Raw genomic sequence first — 19,273 nt, 5'->3', positions numbered from 1 at the left:
GGCGCGCCTCCGGTTTCCGCGCGAGCCGGTCAACTTATCCTCCTGATGGGAATGAGCGCGTCGTCATGGGTCGCCTCGTGCTGAAATTCGGCGGCACATCCGTCGCCAACATCGACCGCATCCGCAACGTCGCGCGCCACGTCAAGCGCGAGGTCGATGCCGGTCATGAAGTCGCTGTGGTTGTCTCGGCGATGTCCGGCAAGACCAACGAGCTGGTGGCCTGGTGCACCGAGGCCTCGCCGATGCACGACGCGCGCGAATACGACGCCGTCGTGGCCTCGGGCGAGCAGGTCACGTCGGGCCTGCTGGCGATCGTGCTGCAGAGCATGGGCATCCAGGCCCGCTCCTGGCAGGGCTGGCAGATCCCGATCAAGACCAGCGACGCCCACGCCTCGGCGCGCATCGTTGACATCGACGGCACCGAGCTGATCCAGCGCTTCCAGGAGCGCAAGGAGGTCGCGGTCATCGCCGGCTTCCAGGGCATCAATGCCGAGACCGGGCGAATCACCACGCTCGGCCGCGGCGGCTCGGATACCTCCGCGGTGGCGATCGCCGCCGCCATCAAGGCCGACCGTTGCGACATCTATACCGACGTCGACGGCGTCTACACCACCGACCCCCGCGTGGTGCCGAAGGCCAAGCGGCTCGACAAGATCGCCTTCGAGGACATGCTGGAGCTGGCGTCGCAGGGCGCCAAGGTGCTGCAGGTGCGCTCGGTGGAACTGGGCATGGTGCACAACATGCCGATCTTCGTCCGCTCCTCATTCGACAAGCCCGAGGATATCGACCCGCACGCCAACCAGCCGCCGGGGACGCTGATCTGCAGCGAGGAACAAATCATGGAAAATCACGTCGTGACCGGCATCGCCTTCTCCAAGGACGAGGCCCAGATCTCGGTGCGCCAGATCGAGGACAAGCCGGGCATCGCGGCCTCGATCTTCGGGCCGCTGGCGGACGCCAACATCAACGTCGACATGATCGTCCAGAACGTCTCCGAGGACGGCAAGACCACCGACCTGACCTTCACGGTCCCGGCGACCGACTACAATCGCGCACGCGAGACGATCACGGCGGCCAAGGACAAGATCGGCTACCAGCGCATGGACGCCGCCACCGATGTCGCCAAGGTCTCGGTGATCGGCTCGGGCATGCGCAGCCATGCCGGCGTCGCCGCGAAGGGTTTTGCCGCGCTGGCCGCCCGCAACATCAACATCCGCGCGATCACGACCTCCGAGATCAAGTTCTCGGTGCTGATCGACGCCGCCTATACCGAGCTGGCCGTCCGCACGCTGCATACGCTCTACGGACTGGACCAGGCCTAGAAAATCCTGCTCCGCGACCACACCTGTCCCGTTATGCGACAATGGGACAGGCGCCGGACGATCGCCGAAAGCCGTTGACGCCGCCCGCGCTGGCAGGCGTTTTGCTTGGCAAAACAAGCCCTAATTCGCTATACGCCTCGCAGGATGACTGGCGCGACCTGTGCTCCAGTGATGGTTGTTTTGATTCGGGCCGGCACTTTGAGCGTGCGATAGTGCCGAATCGAGAAAGCTGTTCGATGCCGCGAGTTTAGCGCCAGATCCGGCCGCGCGCCGGGCTGGCCCCAGGAAGGGGGATTGTGCCACATGCGAAGCGCGTCGGGAGGCCCCCGCGTCCTGCTCAGACGGCTTCGCGAGACCATGGCGGAGCAGGTCTCGGCACAGGAGCGGCTCGACAAGATCGTGGTGCTGATCGCGGCCAACATGGTCGCGGAGGTCTGCTCGGTCTATGTGCTGCGCGTCGACAATACGCTCGAACTCTACGCCACCGAAGGTTTGAACCGCGACGCCGTGCACATCACGGTGATGAGCGCGCATGAAGGCCTGGTCGGCCTCGTCGCCAGCGAGGCCACCCCGCTCAATCTGAGCGACGCGCACAGCCACCCGGCCTTCTCCTACCGCCCGGAGACCGGCGAAGAAATCTACCACTCCTTCCTCGGCGTGCCGATCCTGCGCGCCGGCAATACGCTCGGCGTGCTGGTGGTGCAGAACCGCGCCAAGCGCACCTATGTCGAGGAAGAGGTCGAGGCGCTGCAGACCACCGCGATGGTGCTCGCCGAGATGATCGCCTCCGGCGAGCTCGCAGCGCTCGCCCAGCCCGGCGCCGAGCCGGCCGTCCGGCATTCGATCCACAAGACCGGCGCGGTGCTGTCGGACGGTATCGCGCTCGGGCATGTCGTGCTCCACGAGCCGCGCGTCGTGGTCAACAACTACATCGCCGAAGACCTGCCGAAGGAGATCAAGCGGCTGGATGCCGCTTTGGTGAAGCTGCGCGCCGATCTCGACCGCATGCTGGAGCGCGGCGACGTCGCCGACGGCGGCGAACATCGCGAGGTGCTCGAAGCCTATCGCATGTTCGCCAACGACCAGGGCTGGTCGCACAAGCTGCATGAAGCGGTGGCGACCGGCCTCACAGCGGAAGCCGCCGTCGAGCGCGTGCAGTCCGACACCCGCGCCCGCATGCTGCGCTCGACCGATCCTTACTTGCGCGAGCGGCTGCACGATCTCGAGGATCTCGGCTACCGCCTGCTGCGCCAATTGGTCGGCCAGGACCATGCGCCGAGCCGCGACCACCTGCCCGACAATGCCATCCTGATCGCGCGCGCGATGGGCCCGGCCGCCCTGCTCGACTACGACCGCAAGCGGCTGCGCGGCCTGGTGCTGGAGGAAGGCACCGCCAATTCGCATGTCGCGATCGTGGCGCGCGCGCTCGGCATTCCCGCGGTCGGCGAGGTGCCGAATGCGCCGGGTATCGCCGATCCCGGCGACGCCATCATCGTCGACGGCACCTCCGGCTCGATCTATGTGCGGCCGTCCGCCGAGATCGAATCCGCCTATGCCGAGCGGGTGCGTTTCCGCGCCCGCCGCCAGGCGCAGTACAGCGAGCTGCGCAACAAGCCCTGCAAGACCAAGGACGGCCAGCCGATCGAGCTGATGATCAATGCCGGCCTCGTCATCGACCTGCCGCATATCGAGGACACCGGCAGCGCCGGCATCGGCCTGTTCCGCACCGAATTGCAGTTCATGGTGTCGGCCAGCCTGCCGCGCTCCAGCGATCAGCTCGCGCTGTACCGCTCGGTGCTGGATGCCGCCGGCAACAAGCCGGTCACGTTCCGGACGCTCGACATCGGCGGCGACAAGGCGCTGCCCTACATGGAGACCGTCATCGAGGAAAATCCCGCGCTGGGCTGGCGCGCGATCCGCCTCGGGCTCGACCGTCCCGGCCTGCTGCGCGGCCAGATCCGGGCGCTGCTGCGCGCCGGCGGCGGCCGCTCGCTGCGCATCATGTTCCCGATGATCTCGGAGGTCGCCGAGTTCGACACGGCGAAGGCGATCGTCGAGCGCGAGCTGACATATCTGCGCCAGCACGGTCATACGCTGCCGGAGCGCGTCGACGTCGGCACCATGCTCGAAGTCCCCGCGCTGCTCTACCAGCTCGACGAGCTGCTCGCGAAGGTCGACTTCATCTCGGTCGGCTCCAACGACCTGTTCCAGTTCCTGTTCGCGGTCGACCGCGGCAATGCCAAGGTGTCCGATCGCTTCGACACGCTGTCGACGCCGATCCTGCGGGCCCTGCAGGAGATCGTGCGCAAGGCCAACGCGGCCAAGCGCTCGGTGTCGCTGTGCGGCGAGATGGCCTCGAAGCCGATCGGCGCGCTGGCGCTGATCGCGCTCGGCTACCGCTCGCTGTCGCTGTCGGCGACCGCGCACGGCCCGGTGAAGGCGATGATCCTCGAGCTCGACGCCGCCAAGGCGGAGGCGAAGATGGCCGAGTGGCTGGCGGCACCGGCGGGCAGCTTCTCGATGCGGCAGAAGCTGACCGAGTTCGCCGAGAGCGAAGGCCTCGCATTGTAGCGGGCTGATCTCCCTACGCGCCTGCGCCCCTATCGTTTGCTCCTCAATCAGATTGCATCATGTCGTCGCTTCCCGAAGCCAAACTGGACGTCCTGCTCGCACATCACGCCTCGCTCGAGGCGGAGCTGCTGGGCCAGGTCAATTCCGACCGCTACGTGCAGATCACCCGCGAGCTCGCCGAGCTCAATCCGCTGATCGACGCCGTCAAGGCCTATCGCGCCGGCGTGAAGGAGCTCGCCGACACCGAGGCGCTGCTCGCCGATCCCGAGACCGACGCCGAGATGCGCGCGATGGCCGAGGCCGAGCGCGACGAGCTGATCGCGCGCCGCGGCGAGCTGGAGCAGAAGATCCGCGTCGCGTTGCTGCCCAAGGACGCGATGGACGACCGCAACGTCGTGCTCGAAATCCGCGCCGGCACCGGCGGCGACGAGGCCTCTTTGTTCGCCGGCGACCTGTTCCGGATGTATGAGCGGTTCGCGGCGCTGCAGGGCTGGAAGGTCGAGGTGATCTCGGCCTCCGAAGGCACCGTCGGCGGCTACAAAGAGATCATCGCCGAGGTGCAGGGCCGCGGCGCCTTCGCCAAGCTGAAATTCGAATCCGGCGTGCACCGTGTGCAGCGCGTGCCCGACACCGAGACGCAAGGGCGCATCCACACCTCGGCGGCCACGGTGGCCGTGCTGCCGGAGGTCGAGGATGTCGACGTCGACATCAAGCAGGACGATCTGCGCATCGAGACCATGCGCGCGCAAGGCGCCGGCGGCCAGCACGTCAACAAGACGGAATCGGCGATCCGCATCACGCATATTCCGACCGGCATCGTGGTGATGATGCAGGACAGCCGCTCGCAGCATAAGAACCGGGCGTCGGCGATGAACATTTTGCGCTCGCGCATCTACGATGCCGAGCGGCAGAAGGTCGACGCCGCACGCTCCGCCGAGCGCAAGGAGAAGGTCGGCTCCGGCGACCGCTCCGAACGCATCCGCACCTACAATTTTCCGCAAGGACGCGTCACCGACCACCGCATCAACCTGACGCTCTACAAGCTGCCACAGGTGATCGCCGGCGAGGCGCTGGGCGAGCTGATAGACGCGCTGACCACGGAGCACCAGGCGGCGCAGCTTGCCGCGCAGGGCGCGGCGGCGTGATGAGCGGCCGCGCATTGCGACGGGCGATGCGACCCTGCTTCGTCACAAACGGTGTCGTCCCGGCGAACGCCGGGACCCATAACCGCCGATGTCGGTGGTTGCCACAGGCAGCAACTCAGACCGCCCGTCCCGCGCCTGCGCGGCGTATGGATCCCCGCTTTCGCGGGGATGACTCGTGGAGAGAGACTGTGCGATGACGGAGATCGTCGCCGGGGCAACGATCGATACGGCGCGACGCGTGCTGGCGGCACGCTTTGCCGATGCAGGTCTCGATTCGCCCGAGCTCGATGCGCGGCTGCTCATAGGGCATGCGTTGCAGCTCGACCTCACCGGCCTCGTGGTTCACGGCCAGCGACAGCTCTCCGCGAACGACGCGCAGCGTCTCGAAGCGCTGGCGGCGCGTCGGCTTGCCGGCGAACCGGTGGCGCGCATCATTGGCACCAAGGAGTTCTGGGGCCTCGAACTGCAACTATCCGCCGATACGCTGGTGCCGCGGCCGGACACCGAGACCGTCGTCGAGCTCGCGCTCGCGCATCTCGCGACCGGCGGCGACCTGAAGCGCCGCTTGCGCATCGCCGATCTCGGCACCGGCTCCGGTGCGATCCTGCTGGCGCTGCTGTCCGAGTTGCCGGACGCCTTCGGGATCGGCACCGACGTCAGCCTCGCCGCACTGCGCACCGCGCGAGACAACGCCCATGTCCTCGGGCTCGGCGGCCGCGCCGGCTTCGCGGCCTGCTCCTACGCGAGCGCGCTGGCGCCGCCGTTCGACCTGATCGTCTCGAACCCGCCCTACATCCCCTCGCGCGACATCGACGAGCTCGCCGTCGAGGTCCGCATCCATGATCCCGCTCGCGCGCTGGACGGCGGCTCCGACGGATTGGATGCGTATCGCGCGCTGATCCCTCAGGCGGCGTCGCTGCTTCGACCCGGCGGCGCGGTCATCGTCGAGGTTGGCGTGGGGCAGAGCGAGGATGCCGCGAGGCTGATGGTCGACGCCGGGCTGGCGACCGATTCGGAGGCAATCAGGCGGGATTTAGGCGGTATTCCAAGGGCCGTCATGGGCCTAAAAAAGGACCGGTAAAGGCCGCCCTGGCCTGAAAAAGCTCTTGGAATATCCCCCGGGAGCGACTACGTTCCGTTCATAGCATCGGCGCAGGCCCCGTCGAGCGGTATTCACGGAACACCGCCACGGACAGATGCCAGAGAGCCGCGCCGGGCGATTGGTTCCAGAACGCAGATCTGTTGAGCGCGAGAGCCGGATGGCTGCGCAGCCTACGACTGCAAAGCGAACGAAAGCCTGACTTTGCACTTGAGGTCTTACGCTAAGCAAACTGGGTCGGTCGTGGCGCACATCGCCGTGGCGGGCTGAATGACGTGGTTCGCCGGCCGGAAGGGCTGGTGGGTGGGGAACGCGTTTTGAACGCGCTTTTGTCGAGCGAATCGGCTGTCGATCACATCGGCATGAATCAGGCCCGCGTGGGTCGGATTGGACCGCGCATGACGCGCCCCTGGCTTCAAGCGGTATTTCAATACGGTATCGGTATTCCGATGACAATCTGTGCTCTGGCAATCAGTGCTCTGACAATCAGTGCTCCTAACGCAGGGTTGGAATAAAGGCAGGACATGAGAAACGGTCAAAACAACAAGCGGATGCGCAACCGGAACAACGGTAACAATAATAATAACCGGCGCGGCCAAAATCCGCTGACCCGCGTGTTCGAGTCCAACGGGCCGGACATCAAGATCCGCGGGACCGCCTCTCACGTGGCCGAGAAATATGTCCAGCTCGCCCGCGACGCCCGCTCCTCTGGCGATCCCGTCGCCGCCGAGAACTACTACCAGCACGCCGAGCATTATTTCCGCCTGATTGCCGCCGCCCAGGAGCAGTTCCGCCAGAACCAGCCGCAGCAGCCGCGCGCCACCGACGACCTCACCGTCGACGACCTCGACGATGACGGCGAGAGCTTCTCGAATTTCGGCCAGGAGCCCGGCTTTGTTCCGGCCCACCCGCAGCCCCAGCCCCAACCTTTCATGCGCGACCGTGACGGCGGCCAGCGCGAGCGTGGCGACAACCAGCCCTATCAGCGCGAGCAGCAGCCGCGCGAGCATCGTGAGGCGCGTGAGCACCGCGAACCACGCGAGCATCGTGAGCCGCGCGAGCATCGCGAACCCCGTGAGCATCGTGAACCGCGCGAAAATCGCGAGCCGCGTGAGCACCGCGAACGCCCGCAGCCCGCGGCCTATCAGCCGCAGCCCCAGCCCGTGATCGCCGACAGCGGCGTCGACCGCCTGCCGTCCTTCATCACCGGCCCGCAGCCGCAGATCGCCAATCCGCCGGCCGCGTTCGAAGGTGGCGCCGAGCGCTATCCGCGCCGCCGCCGCCGTCCGCACGGGCCCCGCGCCGAGGCCGCGGCGGCCGCGCCGGCGCCGAGCGAGGATCTCAATCCCGGCGAGTGATCGTCATCACCTGATGCGATGGAAGCGGGTGGGCCCCATGGCCCGCCCGCTTTCTTTTTGCCGGCTGGCAACGTCGCGCAACGGCCGCGGAGCGCCGGAGGGGCAGGCCTGTCACGACGGAGGGCAGGCTCCCTTGTCCGATCCACGCCGGTTCGAACCTTGGGTCGAGGGCGACGGCGCAAGCACCGGCTCGAGCCGCGGGATCAGCCTGATGCGCTCGCGGCGCGCCGGGATCACGCGATAGACCTGCTTGGTCGCCTCGACGATGTGGACGCCGGCGAAGGGCAGCGACAGCGCCGCGCCGACGCGCTCCCAGGCCATCGCCGATTTCAGGAACCAGCCGCCGACCGGCGGCATGAACAGCGCCTCGCCCCACGCGGTCGGCGTGAACCAGGTCTGCCGCAGCAGCTGCGTGATCTGCGAGCGCGAATAGGGACGGCCATGGCCGAACGGCGTGTTGTCCGTGCGGGTCCAGACGCCGCGCCGGTTCGGGATCACGATGATCATGCGCCCGGCCGGCGACAGCACCCGCCACGTCTCGCGCAGCAGCCCCGCCGGATCGTCGGACATCTCCAGCGCGTGCACGATCAGGATGCGGTCGACCGCCGCATCCGGCAGCGGCAGCGAGAATTCATCGACCAGCGAGGCCAGCGTCGGTCGCGCGGTCGGCCATTTCAGCACGCCCTGGGCCGCCGGCATGAAGGCGATGCAGCGCTCCGAATCCTCGCGGAACAGACCGAGATAGGGCGTGGGATAGCCGATCCCGAGCACGCGCTGACCCGCCGCGCTCGGCCACCGCTCCCGAATGCCGCGGTTAATCAGCAGCCGCGCGACGATCCCCAGGCGACCCGAGTAGAAATTTCGCAGATCGATCACGTCCATGACGGCAATGTATCACGCCGCCGCCGGAGGCCGCGCGCCGAATATTGCGTTGCGCCCCCAGCGTTAACGCCATATCTCTGCCCGGCACAGGGAGGCTGCCCGCATCGCCGCGCCCGGCTCCCACTCACGACTTTCCGATCTCGCGAGCGCCACGATCGCGCCCCGCGCCTGTACCGCCGACGGAGACATCATGGCCGCCGACATCCGCGTCTTCACCTGCCTGTCCGACAATTTCGGCTATCTGATCCATGACCCCGCGACCGGCGCGACGGCCTCGATCGATGCGCCCGAGGCCGGACCGATCATCCGGCAGTTGGAGACCTCGGGCTGGCGGCTCACCGACATCCTGATCACGCACCACCACCACGACCATGTCGGCGGCGTCGCCGAGCTGAAGCAGAAATACGGCTGCCGCGTCGTGGCGCCGCACGACAAGGCCACGGCGATCGCGCATGTCGACCAGCGCGTCGCCCATGGCGACGTGGTCAAGGTCGGCGATCTCCTGGCCCGCGTGCTGGAGACACCCGGCCACACGCTCGACCACGTGTCCTATGTGTTCGACGCCGACAAGGCGGTGTTCGCCGCCGACACGCTATTCTCGATCGGCTGCGGCCGCGTGTTCGAGGGCACCTATCCAATGATGTGGGATTCGCTGCTGAAGCTGCGCGCGCTGCCGGACGATTTCAGGCTGTATTGCGGCCACGAATACACCGCCTCCAACGTCAAGTTCGCGCTCACCGTCGACCCCGACAATGAGGCGCTGAAGGCGCGCGCGGCCGAGGTGACGCGGCTGCGCGCCGCCAACCAGGCGACCATCCCGACGCTGCTCGGCGAGGAGAAACTCGCCAACGTGTTCCTGCGCGCCGACGATCCCGCGATTGCGATCCGGCTGCGGATGAAGGGTGCCGGCGCCGAAGAGGTGTTCGGCGAATTGCGCGAGCGCAAGAACAAGTCCTAGGGCCGCGGCCGATGACCGCGCTCACAGCCGCCGACATCATCGCGCGCCTCGGCCTGCAGCCGCATCCCGAGGGCGGGCATTTTCGCGAGACCTATCGCGATCCCGCGACCGATGCCGATGGCCGCGCGCACTCCACCTTGATCTACTTCCTGCTTGCCCGCGGCGAGCGCTCGCACTGGCACAAGGTCGACGCCGTCGAGACCTGGCACTTCTACGCCGGCGCGCCGCTGATCCTGCGCATCGCCAATCAAGGGAAGGCGTCGCAGACGACGCTGCTCGGCATCGATCTCGCGGCCGGCCAGCAGCCGCAGGCGGTGGTGCCTGCCCATGCCTGGCAGGCCGCCGAAAGCACCGGCGATTGGACGCTGGTGGGCTGCACCGTGGCGCCTGGATTCATGTTCGAGAAGTTCGAGCTCGCGCCGCCGGGCTGGGAGCCAGCGGCGTAGCTCAGGCGCTTGCGCCGGCGACCTTTGCGGCGGCGGGCTCGGCCAAGCGCTGACGCTCTCTGGCGAGGAAGCCGGAGATCGCGTCGGCCGGCATCGGCTCGGCGAAGTAATAGCCCTGGATGAAGTCGGCCCCGAGACGCCGCAGGCTGTCGAACTGCTCCTTGGTCTCGACGCCCTCGACGACGCAGGAAATCTCCATGTCGGCGCACAGTCCGGTCAGGGACTTGATGATCTTGTGGCTGACCGGATTGGCGTTGACGTCATGCACGAAGCTGCGGTCGACCTTGAGCTTGTCGAGCGGCAACCGATGCACGTGGCTCAGCGACGAATAGCCAGTGCCGAAATCGTCCAGCGAAATGCTGCAGCCGATCGCCTTCAGCGCCGCGATCGACTGCTCGGCCCGCACGAAGTCGAAGGCGACGGCGGTCTCGGTGATCTCGAACTCGATCCGGCGCGGCGGCACGCCGCTGGCCTGGATCACCGCGATCAGCGGCAGAATGCCCTCGGGCGAGCAGATGTCGTGCGCCGACAGATTGAACGACATGCGGATGTCGTCGGGCCAGGTGCGCGCTGCGGCGAGCGCCTTCACCAGCAGCACGCGGGTCAGGCTGCGGATCACGCCGATACGCTCCGCGGCGGGAATGAAGCTCGACGGCGAGACGATACCCAGCTTGGCGCTGTGCCAGCGCGCCAGCACCTCGAAACCGGTGGTGCGTGCGTTCAGGGCATCCACGATCGGCTGGAACACCAGGTGCATGTCGGTCTCGAAATCAGCGATCCGCAACAGATGCTCGATCACGCCGCGGCTGCGGATCTCCGCCTCGAGCTCCGCCGAGAAGATGATCGCCTGGCCGCGGGCGCGACGCTTGGCGTGATACAGCGCGTAGTCGGCGCATTCGTACAGCGCATCCGCCGCCATCGCCGAGCGCGGATAGAGCGCAAAGCCGGTCGAGCAGGACAGGCCGGTATGCGTCGTGTCGAACTGATAGGGCAGCTTGATCAGCTCGGTGATGTCACGTCCGAGCTTGATGAGATCCTCATCCGCGGGATTGCCGGTGACGACCAGGCCGAATTCATCACCGCCGAGCCGCGCAAGATGCACCCGTGTGCCATAGCTGGCGCAGACGTCGCCGATACGGCGGGCGGCCTCGATCAGCACGCGATCGCCGACGGTGTGTCCGTACGTGTCGTTGATCGGCTTGAAACCGTCAAGATCGATGATGCCGACGGCGAGCCGCGTGCCATCGCGCTCGGCCTCGGTGAAGGCCTGCTTGAGCTCGGAGAAGAAGCGGCGGCGGTTGGGCAGCTCGGTCAGCGCGTCGAGATTGGCGAGGCGGAAGTTCTCATCCGACAGGGCCTGCGTCGCGGCCTGTTCAGCCAGCAGCGATTTGCGGCTGGCGACAAGGGCAGCGAAATCGCGGTAGTAGATGAACAGCACCGTCACCATCGCGCCGGACACGAGCAGCTGGTTAACCGCGATGGCCCGGAGCGCGGGCACGCCCGTCGCCAGGAAGAAGATGACATAGGGAACGATCACCACGAGCGTCACGATCAGCGCCGCCGAGCGCAGGTGCATCAGGCAGAAGATGATGCCGATGACGGTGACCGCCATGTAGAATGCGACCTGTCCCTTGGCGAACGGATCGCCATAGGGAAACAGCGCGAAAGACCAGATGACGAACAGCACGCCGATCGGTCCGGCGATGCGATTGGTGACACGCAGATTCTGCAGCACCTCGGCGTCGCTGCTGGGGACCTCGCGCTGTCGCAGCCACCACAGCATGCGAAGGCCGGTGATCGTCGACAGCAGTGCCGGCACCGAGACGCTCAGCCACGCGGGTGCCAGCGGCAGAAACGTATAGGCAAGCGCGAGGCTGTTGGTGATCAGGATGAAATAGAGCAGCGGCACCTGCTTGGAGAACGCCTGGAACTGCGCGCGCGTCAGCTCGGGATTGTCGGCAGGAACGCGAAACAGCTCCCCCAGGCGGGCCATGTAACGTCTCACGTTCGGCATCCGCCGCCCCGTTTCAGCACCATTGCGGGACCAAGTGTTGCGCAGCGCGAGTAAAGGCTGGGTTAGGTGCAGATGACGCGTGATTGCCAGCGGCGGTTGCACGCTACCGCCAGCCAGTCGCAAGTCGCTGCGGGTTAAGCGAGGATCAACGATAATCGGCAGATGTGCTCGGCCGCGATGGCGGCGCGGCTTCCAGGAGATCGCGAGCGAAGCAGAGGGGTCAGCGCCTGCGCAGCCGGAACATGTCCTTGGCGGCGACGAGGCCGCCGCCGGCGATCAGGAGCGCGGCAAGCGCGATGCTGGCGGTGGGCCGGGCATAGCCGGCGACGATCAGGAACGCTGTCGACAACAAGGGTGTCGCATAAGACGCCGCACCGAGTATGCGAATGTCGCCGCGCTTCATGCCGATGTCCCAGGCGTAGAACGCTGCGCCGACCGGACCGATGCCGAGGCCGGCCACCGCCAGCCATTGCGTCATGGTGTCGGGCCAGACCGTGCGCTCGACCGCGAGATGGACCAGGGCGGCGAGAGCGGCTGTGGCGAGGCAGAACCCGGCGACGGCGTCGGTCGGCACCGCCTTGAGGCGGCGCGACAGCACCGAATAGATCGCCCACACGAAGGCGGCGATGAAGGCCGCTGCGAGCCCCGGAAGCTGGCCGGTCGCGAAGCTCGCGCCATTGCCGACGAGCAGCAGCGCCGTGCCGACCAGCCCGAGCGCGGCGCCGATCACGTGATGCACCGCCAGCCGTTCGCCGGGAAGAAACGCCGAGAACAGCACGATCAGCAGCGGCCAGAGATAATTCAAAAGCCCGGCCTCGGCCGGCGGCGCGAAGCGGAGCGCCAGGAAGTACAGCGCGTGATAGCCGAACAGGCCCCCGACGCCCACCGCCCATGCCGTCACCGGCTGCCGCAGCACCCGAAGCCCATCGGGCCGGCGCAACACAGCGAGCATGCCGACGACGCCGCCGACGGCAAAGGTCATCGCCGCGAGCTGAAACGCCGGGATCGTTCCCGTGGCCACCGTCAGCAAGGCGAGCAGCGACCACATCAGGATCGCGGTGAGGCCAATCAGGGTCGCAGTGCGCTGGGACATCAGGCGGGGGCTCCGTCACGCCTGTGCCCGTCGTGGGCGCCCTTAAAGACGTGAATGCCCGCGGCGAGCGCGGGCATTGCGTTTCCTTAACCGCAGATCATGTCGGCAGGCAACGCCTGCCGGCGGGATCACGCCGGGATTACGCCATGTACTGGCCGCCGTTGATCGACAGCGTCGAGCCGGTGAGAGCACCGGCTTCGTCGGCGGCGAGGAACACGACCGCGCGCGCGATCTCCTCGGGTTCGCCGAGGCGGCCGACCGGGATCAGCGGCAGGATGGCTTTTTCCAGCACGTCCTTCGGCACGGCCTGCACCATCTCGGTGTTGATGTAGCCCGGGCAGATCGCGTTGACGGTGATGCCGGCCTTCGCGGTCTCCAGCGCCAGGGCCTTGGTGAAGCCGATGTCACCCGCCTTCGCCGCGGAGTAGTTCACCTGGCCGAACTGGCCCTTCTGGCCGTTGATCGAGGAGATGTTGATGATGCGGCCGAACTTGCGCGCGCGCATGCCTTCAATGACCGGGCGGGTCATGTTGAACAGCGAGCCGAGATTGGTGTTGATGACGGCGCTCCACTGCTCGAGCGTCATCTTGTGGAACGCAGTGTCGCGGGTGATGCCGGCATTGTTGACGAGGATATCGACCGGGCCGAGCTCGGCCTCGACCTTCTTGATCCCCTCGGCGCAGGCATCGAACGAGCTGACGTCCCATTTGTAGACCGGGATCTCGGTCTCGCTCTTGAACTTCTCCGCAGCGGCATCGTTGCCGCCGTAATTCGCTGCTACCTTGTATCCCGCCGCCTTCAGCGCCTTGCTGATGGCCGCACCGATACCGCGCGTTCCCCCCGTCACCAACGCCACACGTGCCATGTCGAATCCTTCCCTCGATGACTGATCACACGGCAACAACCAGAGGATGCCGACGTGAATTCCGTTGTTATTGGACCATGCACGTCGTGGCGACAATCACCTCGCCGCCGCGACATACATGCTCGCTCAACTCTCATTTTTATGTCTTCGATTATGCGACGTGTTTGACGGACATCAAGAACAAAACGCCCGGCGAGGTCGCCGGGCGTTGATCTTTAGTTGAGCTGGACGCGATTGCGAAGACCGAAGGGTTCGCAGTCACTGCCGCGTTTTTAGTCGCGTGCAACGCACAGGGCGATGCCCATGCCGCCGCCGATGCACAGCGTGGCGAGACCCTTCTTGGCGTCACGCTTCTGCATTTCATGCAGCAAGGTGACGAGCACGCGCGCGCCGGACGCGCCGATCGGGTGGCCGATCGCGATCGCGCCGCCATTGACGTTGACCTTGGCCGGATCCCAGCCGAGATCCTTGTTAACCGCGCAGGCCTGCGCGGCGAAGGCCTCGTTGGCCTCGATCAGGTCAAGGTCGGCGATATTCCAGCCGGCCTTCTTCAACGCCGTTCGCGACGCCGGGATCGGGCCGGTGCCCATGATCTTCGGGTCGACGCCAGCCTGCCCCCAGGAGACGATGCGCGCCAGCGGCGTCTTGCCTTCCTTGGCGGCCTGCTTGGCGGTCATCAGCACCACCGCCGCGGCGCCGTCATTGATGCCCGAGGCATTGCCGGCCGTGACCGTGCCGTCCTTCTCGAAGGCTGCGCGAAGCTTGCCCATCGCCTCCAGCGTCGCACCGTGGCGCGGATATTCGTCGGTGTCGACGACGGTGTCGCCCTTGCGGCCCTTGATGGTCACCGGCGCGATCTCGTCCTTGAACTTGCCGGCCTTCTGCGCCGCCTCGGCCTTGTTCTGGGATGCAACCGCGAACTCGTCCTGCTGCGCGCGCGTGATCTGATACTGTTTCGCCACGTTCTCGGCGGTGTTGCCCATATGATAGCCGTTGAAGGCGTCCCACAGGCCGTCCTTGATCATGGTGTCGACCAGCTCCAGCGAGCCCATCTTCACGCCGGCGCGCAGATATTGCGCGTGCGCGGCCATGCTCATCGACTCCTGGCCGCCGGCGACCACGATATCGGAATCGCCGTTCTTGAGCGCCTGATAGCCGAGAGCCACCGAGCGCAGACCGGAACCGCACAGCTGGTTGATGCCCCAGGCCGGGCTGTCCACGGGGATGCCGGCCGCGATCGACGCCTGACGGGCGGGGTTCTGGCCCTGCGCCGCGGTCAGGATCTGGCCCATGATGACCTCGGAGACGCGTCCGGGTTCGACGCCGGCGCGCTCGAGCGCCGCCTTGATGGCAACCGCACCGAGATCGTGGGCCGGAACACTGGCGAACGCACCGTTGAAACTTCCAACCGCGGTGCGGGCGGCGCTGACGATGACGACATCGTCTGACATGGGCATCTCCTGACGTTTTTGATCTTGGGTGCGAAATCTAGGGTGTGAAGGCGGCTTGAGAGCGAGAGCGGATTTGAAACGAAAGCGAATAGCTCAGTTCATGGTCGTGCCGGCCGTCCGCAAGCCCCGGCTGGGCGGGCGCAACCTTCGCCGATCATCCTGTTAACGTCGTTGCGACATGTCAATTGGCCGTCCCTGCAATTCCTGTTGCGGCGCACTCAAAATGGTGCGCTTGGCCGTTTGATGGGCAAGATTTCTGCTGTCGGATTAACCGTTCCGCACAAAACCGTAGCCGAACTCGCTCGAAAGTGATTACCTTATTGCATTGCGTAGCTCTTCGCCCCCGCGGCAGCGCCGCTGGGTTCCCTGTTCTCGGTTTGCATGTGTGAGCTCAATGGCGAAATCTGACCAACCCACGACAATCAAGAAATACGCGAACCGGCGGCTCTACAATACCGGGACGAGTACCTACGTGACGCTCGAAGACCTCGCCTCGATGGTTAAGAACGGTGAGGATTTCCTGGTCTACGACGCCAAGACCGGTGACGACATCACGCGCTCCGTGCTCGCCCAGATCATCTTCGAGCAGGAGAACAAGGCCGGCCAGAACCTGCTGCCGACCACCTTCCTGCGTCAGCTCATCCGCTTCTACGGCGACAGCATGCAGATGGTGGTTCCTAAATACCTGGAACAGTCGATCGATACGCTGACCAAGGAGCAGGAGAAGTTCCGCAAGCAGATCGCCGACACCTTCAGCGGCACGCCCTTCGCGCCGCTCGAAGAGCAGGTGCGTCGCAACATGGAGCTGTTCCAGCAGACCTTCTCGATGTTCAAGCCGTTCGCGCCTGCCGCGGCGCGCACCGAGGAGAAGGCTGCGGAGCCCGCAGCAGCGAGCGACGACAACATCGACGAGCTGCGCCGCCAGATGAAAGAGATGCAGGACCGGCTCGACCGCATGTCCGAGCCGAAGAAGGACGAGCAGCAGGGCTGAGGCCCTGCGCGTAGCGCCAATAAGGCCGGCGGCTGATCAGCTCGCCGCCGGCAAGTCAACCCTGCCCTGGCCGATCCAGGGTCTGTCGGTTGAGGCGAGGCCGATCACCCGGCCCTGGATGTAGTTGCAGCCCCAGTCACGCAGCAGCGCGACCGACGCCTCGTCCTGCACCCATTCCGCCACCGTCTTGATGTCGAGCCGTCGCGCCAGTTCGACCAGCGTCTGCACGAAGGCGCGATCGTCGGCGGAGCGCGCGAGGTTCTGCACGAACGCGCCGTCGATCTTGACGATGTCGACGCCGAGCTTGCGCAGATTGCGGAACGAGGTGTGGCCCGCACCGAAATCGTCGATCGCGATCCGGCTGCCCAGATCCTTCAGGCGCGTGACGAAGCCACGGAGATCGTCGACGTCCTGGATCTCGACCGTCTCGGTGATCTCGACGATCAGCCGTTCGGCCACGCCGGGATGGGCGCGCATCATCGATTCGATCGAGGCCCACCAGTCCGGGTCCATGGTCGTTTCCGGCGAGATGTTGAGGCTCAGGGTCACGTCCGGTGTGCTCGCGAGCTCGGCCACGACCAGCTCCAGGATGCGGTGATCGACCAGGCGGATCAGGCCGAGCCGCTCGGCGACCGGCACGACATCGGGCGCCAGCAGAGCGCGGCCGTCATCCTGCCGCATCCGCACCAGGCATTCGTAGAAGGCGGGCGTGAGCGTGGTGGCGTTCACCACCGGCTCGAACGCGGTCACGATGCGCCGCTCGTTGAGCGCCGTAACGATCTCGTCAGTGACGCGGATGTTGACCTTGCGCTGGGCGTCGCGCTCGACGTTCGGCCGCCATGTCGAGAACGATCCGATGCGGCGGCGCTTGGCGGCATCGAGCGTCTCGTGGGCGCGATTGACCGCTTCCTCGACCGAACGCGCGTGACGGGGCACGCTCACGGCACCGATCGTGGCGGTGACCGCCACCGGTCCTGACTTCGTCGGCACCACCTCGTCGCGAACGGTGGCGAGGAAGCGTTCGGCGGCGATGGTCATGTCGTCCATCGTGCAGTTCTTCAGGATCAGCCCGAACTTGTTGCCCGAGAACCGTCCCAGCGTATCGCCGCCGCGCAGCCGCCCCCGGATGCGCTGCGCGACTTCGAGCACGACGCCGTCGGCGACGTCGAAGCCGAAGGCATCGTTGATGCGCGCGAGGTGATCGATGCCCACCAGCATGAAGGCGCAGGAGAAGCGGAAGCGCTGCGACTCCTCGATCACCTCCGCCAGAGTCGCCAGCAGATGCGTGCGGTTCAGCTCGCCGGTCAGCGGGTCATGGCGCGACAGCTTCAGCAGCTGCTCGTCGCGGGCATGCCGCTCGTTGTTGATCCGCATGATGCCCTGGGCGCGCGACGGCCGCCCGTCGGCGCCGGCGAACCAGCAGCCGGTCTCCTCGACCCAGATCAGCGGCGCGCCGGTATGCGTGCGCACGCCGTACTCGATGCGATAGGGCGTGCCGCTGGCGCCGTAGAGCGGCGCCGCCTGGCGCATGACGTCCGAGCGGATGCGCCGGTCGGGCTCGATCAGCCTGGCGAATTCGGCCCCGTTGCAGAGCTGCGGCAGCGGCACGTCGGGAAACACCGCGCCGACATGATCGCTCCAGACGATCACGTCACTCGCCAGATCCCACACGAAGGCGGCTTGGCCGAGGGACGCCAGGATCATCGCGGTCTGTGGCAAATCGGACGTCAAGATTGCCTCGTTTCGGAACAAGCCGGCACAGCCGGCGTCGATATCGGGGGACAGCGACCATCCCCCCGCGCGAGCGGCGGCGGCCGACTTCGCGAATCAGACTACGCATCTCTGGTTAACGGAGAGCATGCCGATGCGACACGGACACGTCCGAGACGCATCAACCATGTTCGGCGGCGCGGCGCCCGTCGTGGCCTGGGCGGCACTGGCTTTGCGAGGTGGACTGGCGAAAGGCTCCGGCGTCCCGGAACGTGACAAGCGCGCCGGTTGTGGTGGGACAATGTTAACGATCGATCAGGGCGAGGGCTCAGGCGGAATGGATCAGGCGTCCAGGTCCCTGGCGGTGATGCCGGGCACCGGGAGCGATGATCGCCGCGGGATGGTGACGAGTGCAGCGCGTCCGGATGCCGGCTTCGTCACGCAATTGATCGCGACCGCCGAGCAGTTGACGCAGACTCGCGCGCTCCGGCGGGCAGCGGCTGCGGACGTCCACCGCGCCTACTCCGCACGGCTTCAGTCGGTCACGCGTGCGGGCGATCGAACCCGGGACATCATCTGAACGGTGCCTCTCCGCGCCCGAGGGCGTGGGATTTTAGGATTTGGGGGTCTCGGGTTTGGGCGCGTCTGGCTTGGGCGGCTCTGGAGCACCCGGAGCGGCGGCCTCGGCCTCCTTCACGTCCGAGACCCAGCCGGTCGGCTGCACCGGAGCCGGCCGCGGGACCGAGCGATCGAGCAGCACGGACTCGGCGACGGACGCAGCCGCAGGCACGGCATCGGTTCGCTCTTCAACGCCAGGCACGGCGGCGCCGGCCTGTTGAACCTCTGCGGCCGCAGGCTCCTTGACCGTCTCCCTGGCCGGCTCTTCGATCGGCTCAGGCTCCGGTTCAGGCACGGTTGGATTGACCGGCGCCGGGATGGGATCGGGAGCCGCGACGACGACGGCCCGCTCGCGGCGCTTGGTGCGCAGCGAGACGCCGCTGAAGAAATCGACCATCGCCAGCAGGGCCAGCAGGAAGAAGGTCGAGTTCCCGAACTTCGGCCACATCGCGAATTCGGCCGCGGCGCCGCCGAACACCAGCAGCGACAGCAGGTGGTCGGTCAGATATTTGCCGTTCGGCTTCGCCGCCTTGATGACCTCGAGCAGCAACAGCAGCACGCCGAGCGCCAGCAGCATGTCGCCGAGCGACACCGTCCAGACTTCGCCGGAGGGAAGCTGCAGGCGCAGCAGCGTCTCGCTGAACGCGACCCCCGGCATCAAAAAGACGATCATGTTGTAGATCGCCAGGGGGATCAGCAGCAGCGGGAAACCGACCATGGACATCGGTTGAAGCCTTATGGCGCGGGCGG

Annotated in this window: 16 protein-coding genes; 9 read left to right on the top strand and 7 right to left on the bottom strand. The window is 66.5% G+C overall.

Translation table 11 applies throughout. The features are described 5' to 3' along the window. Positions 1-65 precede the first annotated feature (65 nt). The 5 genes from ACQR1Y_RS09635 to ACQR1Y_RS09615 all read left to right on the top strand — a co-directional run bounded on the left by ACQR1Y_RS09635 (position 66) and on the right by ACQR1Y_RS09615 (position 7,495). Complete coding sequence (locus ACQR1Y_RS09635; RefSeq protein WP_434858249.1) at positions 66-1,322, top strand: aspartate kinase; 1,257 nt, start codon at positions 66-68, stop codon at positions 1,320-1,322. 303 nt (positions 1,323-1,625) lie between these two features. Then, positions 1,626-3,893: a phosphoenolpyruvate--protein phosphotransferase gene (ptsP, locus tag ACQR1Y_RS09630; RefSeq protein ID WP_434876164.1), complete on the top strand. Its 2,268-nt coding sequence runs from the start codon at positions 1,626-1,628 to the stop codon at positions 3,891-3,893. Positions 3,894-3,952: 59 nt separating this feature from the next. After that, positions 3,953-5,038 (top strand): peptide chain release factor 1, encoded by a 1,086-nt coding sequence (gene prfA / locus ACQR1Y_RS09625; RefSeq protein WP_434876165.1) that lies wholly within the window; start codon positions 3,953-3,955, stop codon positions 5,036-5,038. A gap of 193 nt (positions 5,039-5,231) precedes the next feature. After that, complete coding sequence (gene prmC / locus ACQR1Y_RS09620) at positions 5,232-6,119, top strand: peptide chain release factor N(5)-glutamine methyltransferase (RefSeq protein ID WP_434876166.1); 888 nt, start codon at positions 5,232-5,234, stop codon at positions 6,117-6,119. A gap of 542 nt (positions 6,120-6,661) precedes the next feature. Beyond that, positions 6,662-7,495, top strand: a complete 834-nt coding sequence (locus tag ACQR1Y_RS09615) for a DUF4167 domain-containing protein (RefSeq protein ID WP_434876167.1) — start codon at positions 6,662-6,664, stop codon at positions 7,493-7,495. 111 nt (positions 7,496-7,606) lie between these two features. Here ACQR1Y_RS09615 and ACQR1Y_RS09610 read toward each other — a convergent pair whose 3' ends face one another. Continuing rightward, positions 7,607-8,377: a class I SAM-dependent methyltransferase gene (locus ACQR1Y_RS09610; RefSeq protein ID WP_434876168.1), complete on the bottom strand. Its 771-nt coding sequence runs from the start codon at positions 8,375-8,377 to the stop codon at positions 7,607-7,609. Between the two features lie 190 nt (positions 8,378-8,567). On the opposite strand from ACQR1Y_RS09610, the gene gloB reads away from it, so the two are divergent. Beyond that, on the top strand, positions 8,568-9,335 hold the full coding sequence (gloB, locus tag ACQR1Y_RS09605; RefSeq protein WP_434876169.1) for a hydroxyacylglutathione hydrolase: 768 nt from the start codon (positions 8,568-8,570) through the stop codon (positions 9,333-9,335). 11 nt (positions 9,336-9,346) lie between these two features. After that, the gene (locus ACQR1Y_RS09600; protein WP_434858242.1) at positions 9,347-9,781 is read left to right on the top strand and encodes a cupin domain-containing protein; all 435 of its coding nucleotides are present in this window, start codon (positions 9,347-9,349) and stop codon (positions 9,779-9,781) included. A 1-nt stretch (position 9,782) separates the two neighbouring features. On the opposite strand, the gene ACQR1Y_RS09595 is transcribed toward ACQR1Y_RS09600, so the two are convergent. The 4 genes from ACQR1Y_RS09595 to ACQR1Y_RS09580 form a co-directional block, all read right to left on the bottom strand. Continuing rightward, positions 9,783-11,795: a putative bifunctional diguanylate cyclase/phosphodiesterase gene (locus ACQR1Y_RS09595; protein ID WP_434876170.1), complete on the bottom strand. Its 2,013-nt coding sequence runs from the start codon at positions 11,793-11,795 to the stop codon at positions 9,783-9,785. Positions 11,796-12,015: 220 nt separating this feature from the next. After that, complete coding sequence (gene yddG, locus ACQR1Y_RS09590; protein ID WP_434876171.1) at positions 12,016-12,888, bottom strand: aromatic amino acid exporter YddG; 873 nt, start codon at positions 12,886-12,888, stop codon at positions 12,016-12,018. Between the two features lie 139 nt (positions 12,889-13,027). Continuing rightward, positions 13,028-13,753 carry a beta-ketoacyl-ACP reductase gene (locus ACQR1Y_RS09585; RefSeq protein ID WP_434876172.1) on the bottom strand — a complete coding sequence of 242 codons (726 nt, stop codon included), beginning with the start codon at positions 13,751-13,753 and terminating at the stop codon, positions 13,028-13,030. Positions 13,754-14,025: 272 nt separating this feature from the next. Beyond that, the gene (locus ACQR1Y_RS09580; protein WP_434858238.1) at positions 14,026-15,204 is read right to left on the bottom strand and encodes an acetyl-CoA C-acetyltransferase; all 1,179 of its coding nucleotides are present in this window, start codon (positions 15,202-15,204) and stop codon (positions 14,026-14,028) included. Positions 15,205-15,598: 394 nt separating this feature from the next. Between ACQR1Y_RS09580 and phaR the strand changes: the two genes are divergently transcribed. Then, positions 15,599-16,195 carry a polyhydroxyalkanoate synthesis repressor PhaR gene (gene phaR / locus ACQR1Y_RS09575; RefSeq protein WP_434876173.1) on the top strand — a complete coding sequence of 199 codons (597 nt, stop codon included), beginning with the start codon at positions 15,599-15,601 and terminating at the stop codon, positions 16,193-16,195. A 36-nt stretch (positions 16,196-16,231) separates the two neighbouring features. Here phaR and ACQR1Y_RS09570 read toward each other — a convergent pair whose 3' ends face one another. Then, positions 16,232-17,899, bottom strand: a complete 1,668-nt coding sequence (locus ACQR1Y_RS09570) for an EAL domain-containing protein (RefSeq protein WP_434876336.1) — start codon at positions 17,897-17,899, stop codon at positions 16,232-16,234. 160 nt (positions 17,900-18,059) lie between these two features. Here ACQR1Y_RS09570 and ACQR1Y_RS09565 point away from each other — a divergent pair, with 160 nt between their 5' ends. Continuing rightward, the gene (locus ACQR1Y_RS09565) at positions 18,060-18,485 is read left to right on the top strand and encodes a hypothetical protein (protein WP_434894299.1); all 426 of its coding nucleotides are present in this window, start codon (positions 18,060-18,062) and stop codon (positions 18,483-18,485) included. A gap of 33 nt (positions 18,486-18,518) precedes the next feature. On the opposite strand, the gene ACQR1Y_RS09560 is transcribed toward ACQR1Y_RS09565, so the two are convergent. Next, on the bottom strand, positions 18,519-19,247 hold the full coding sequence (locus ACQR1Y_RS09560; protein WP_434876175.1) for a hypothetical protein: 729 nt from the start codon (positions 19,245-19,247) through the stop codon (positions 18,519-18,521). Between the last annotated feature and the right edge of the window lie 26 nt (positions 19,248-19,273).

This window comes from Bradyrhizobium sp. HKCCYLRH3099, from assembly GCF_051167855.1.
Classification (GTDB): Bacteria; Pseudomonadota; Alphaproteobacteria; order Rhizobiales; family Xanthobacteraceae; genus Bradyrhizobium.
The sequence above is the reverse complement of the archived record's forward strand: the minus strand, read 5'-3'. Positions and strand labels throughout refer to the sequence as shown.

What these genes read in the sequence shown, in the direction of transcription:
- ACQR1Y_RS09635 (WP_434858249.1), top strand. Translation starts at nt 66, where the DNA reads ATGGGTCGCCTCGTGCTGAAATTCGGCGGCACATCCGTCGCCAACATC.
- ptsP (WP_434876164.1), top strand. Translation starts at nt 1,626, where the DNA reads ATGCGAAGCGCGTCGGGAGGCCCCCGCGTCCTGCTCAGACGGCTTCGC.
- prfA (WP_434876165.1), top strand. Translation starts at nt 3,953, where the DNA reads ATGTCGTCGCTTCCCGAAGCCAAACTGGACGTCCTGCTCGCACATCAC.
- prmC (WP_434876166.1), top strand. Translation starts at nt 5,232, where the DNA reads ATGACGGAGATCGTCGCCGGGGCAACGATCGATACGGCGCGACGCGTG.
- ACQR1Y_RS09615 (WP_434876167.1), top strand. Translation starts at nt 6,662, where the DNA reads ATGAGAAACGGTCAAAACAACAAGCGGATGCGCAACCGGAACAACGGT.
- ACQR1Y_RS09610 (WP_434876168.1), bottom strand. Translation starts at nt 8,377, where the DNA reads ATGGACGTGATCGATCTGCGAAATTTCTACTCGGGTCGCCTGGGGATC.
- gloB (WP_434876169.1), top strand. Translation starts at nt 8,568, where the DNA reads ATGGCCGCCGACATCCGCGTCTTCACCTGCCTGTCCGACAATTTCGGC.
- ACQR1Y_RS09600 (WP_434858242.1), top strand. Translation starts at nt 9,347, where the DNA reads ATGACCGCGCTCACAGCCGCCGACATCATCGCGCGCCTCGGCCTGCAG.
- ACQR1Y_RS09595 (WP_434876170.1), bottom strand. Translation starts at nt 11,795, where the DNA reads ATGCCGAACGTGAGACGTTACATGGCCCGCCTGGGGGAGCTGTTTCGC.
- yddG (WP_434876171.1), bottom strand. Translation starts at nt 12,888, where the DNA reads ATGTCCCAGCGCACTGCGACCCTGATTGGCCTCACCGCGATCCTGATG.
- ACQR1Y_RS09585 (WP_434876172.1), bottom strand. Translation starts at nt 13,753, where the DNA reads ATGGCACGTGTGGCGTTGGTGACGGGGGGAACGCGCGGTATCGGTGCG.
- ACQR1Y_RS09580 (WP_434858238.1), bottom strand. Translation starts at nt 15,204, where the DNA reads ATGTCAGACGATGTCGTCATCGTCAGCGCCGCCCGCACCGCGGTTGGA.
- phaR (WP_434876173.1), top strand. Translation starts at nt 15,599, where the DNA reads ATGGCGAAATCTGACCAACCCACGACAATCAAGAAATACGCGAACCGG.
- ACQR1Y_RS09570 (WP_434876336.1), bottom strand. Translation starts at nt 17,899, where the DNA reads ATGATCCTGGCGTCCCTCGGCCAAGCCGCCTTCGTGTGGGATCTGGCG.
- ACQR1Y_RS09565 (WP_434894299.1), top strand. Translation starts at nt 18,060, where the DNA reads ATGCGACACGGACACGTCCGAGACGCATCAACCATGTTCGGCGGCGCG.
- ACQR1Y_RS09560 (WP_434876175.1), bottom strand. Translation starts at nt 19,247, where the DNA reads ATGTCCATGGTCGGTTTCCCGCTGCTGCTGATCCCCCTGGCGATCTAC.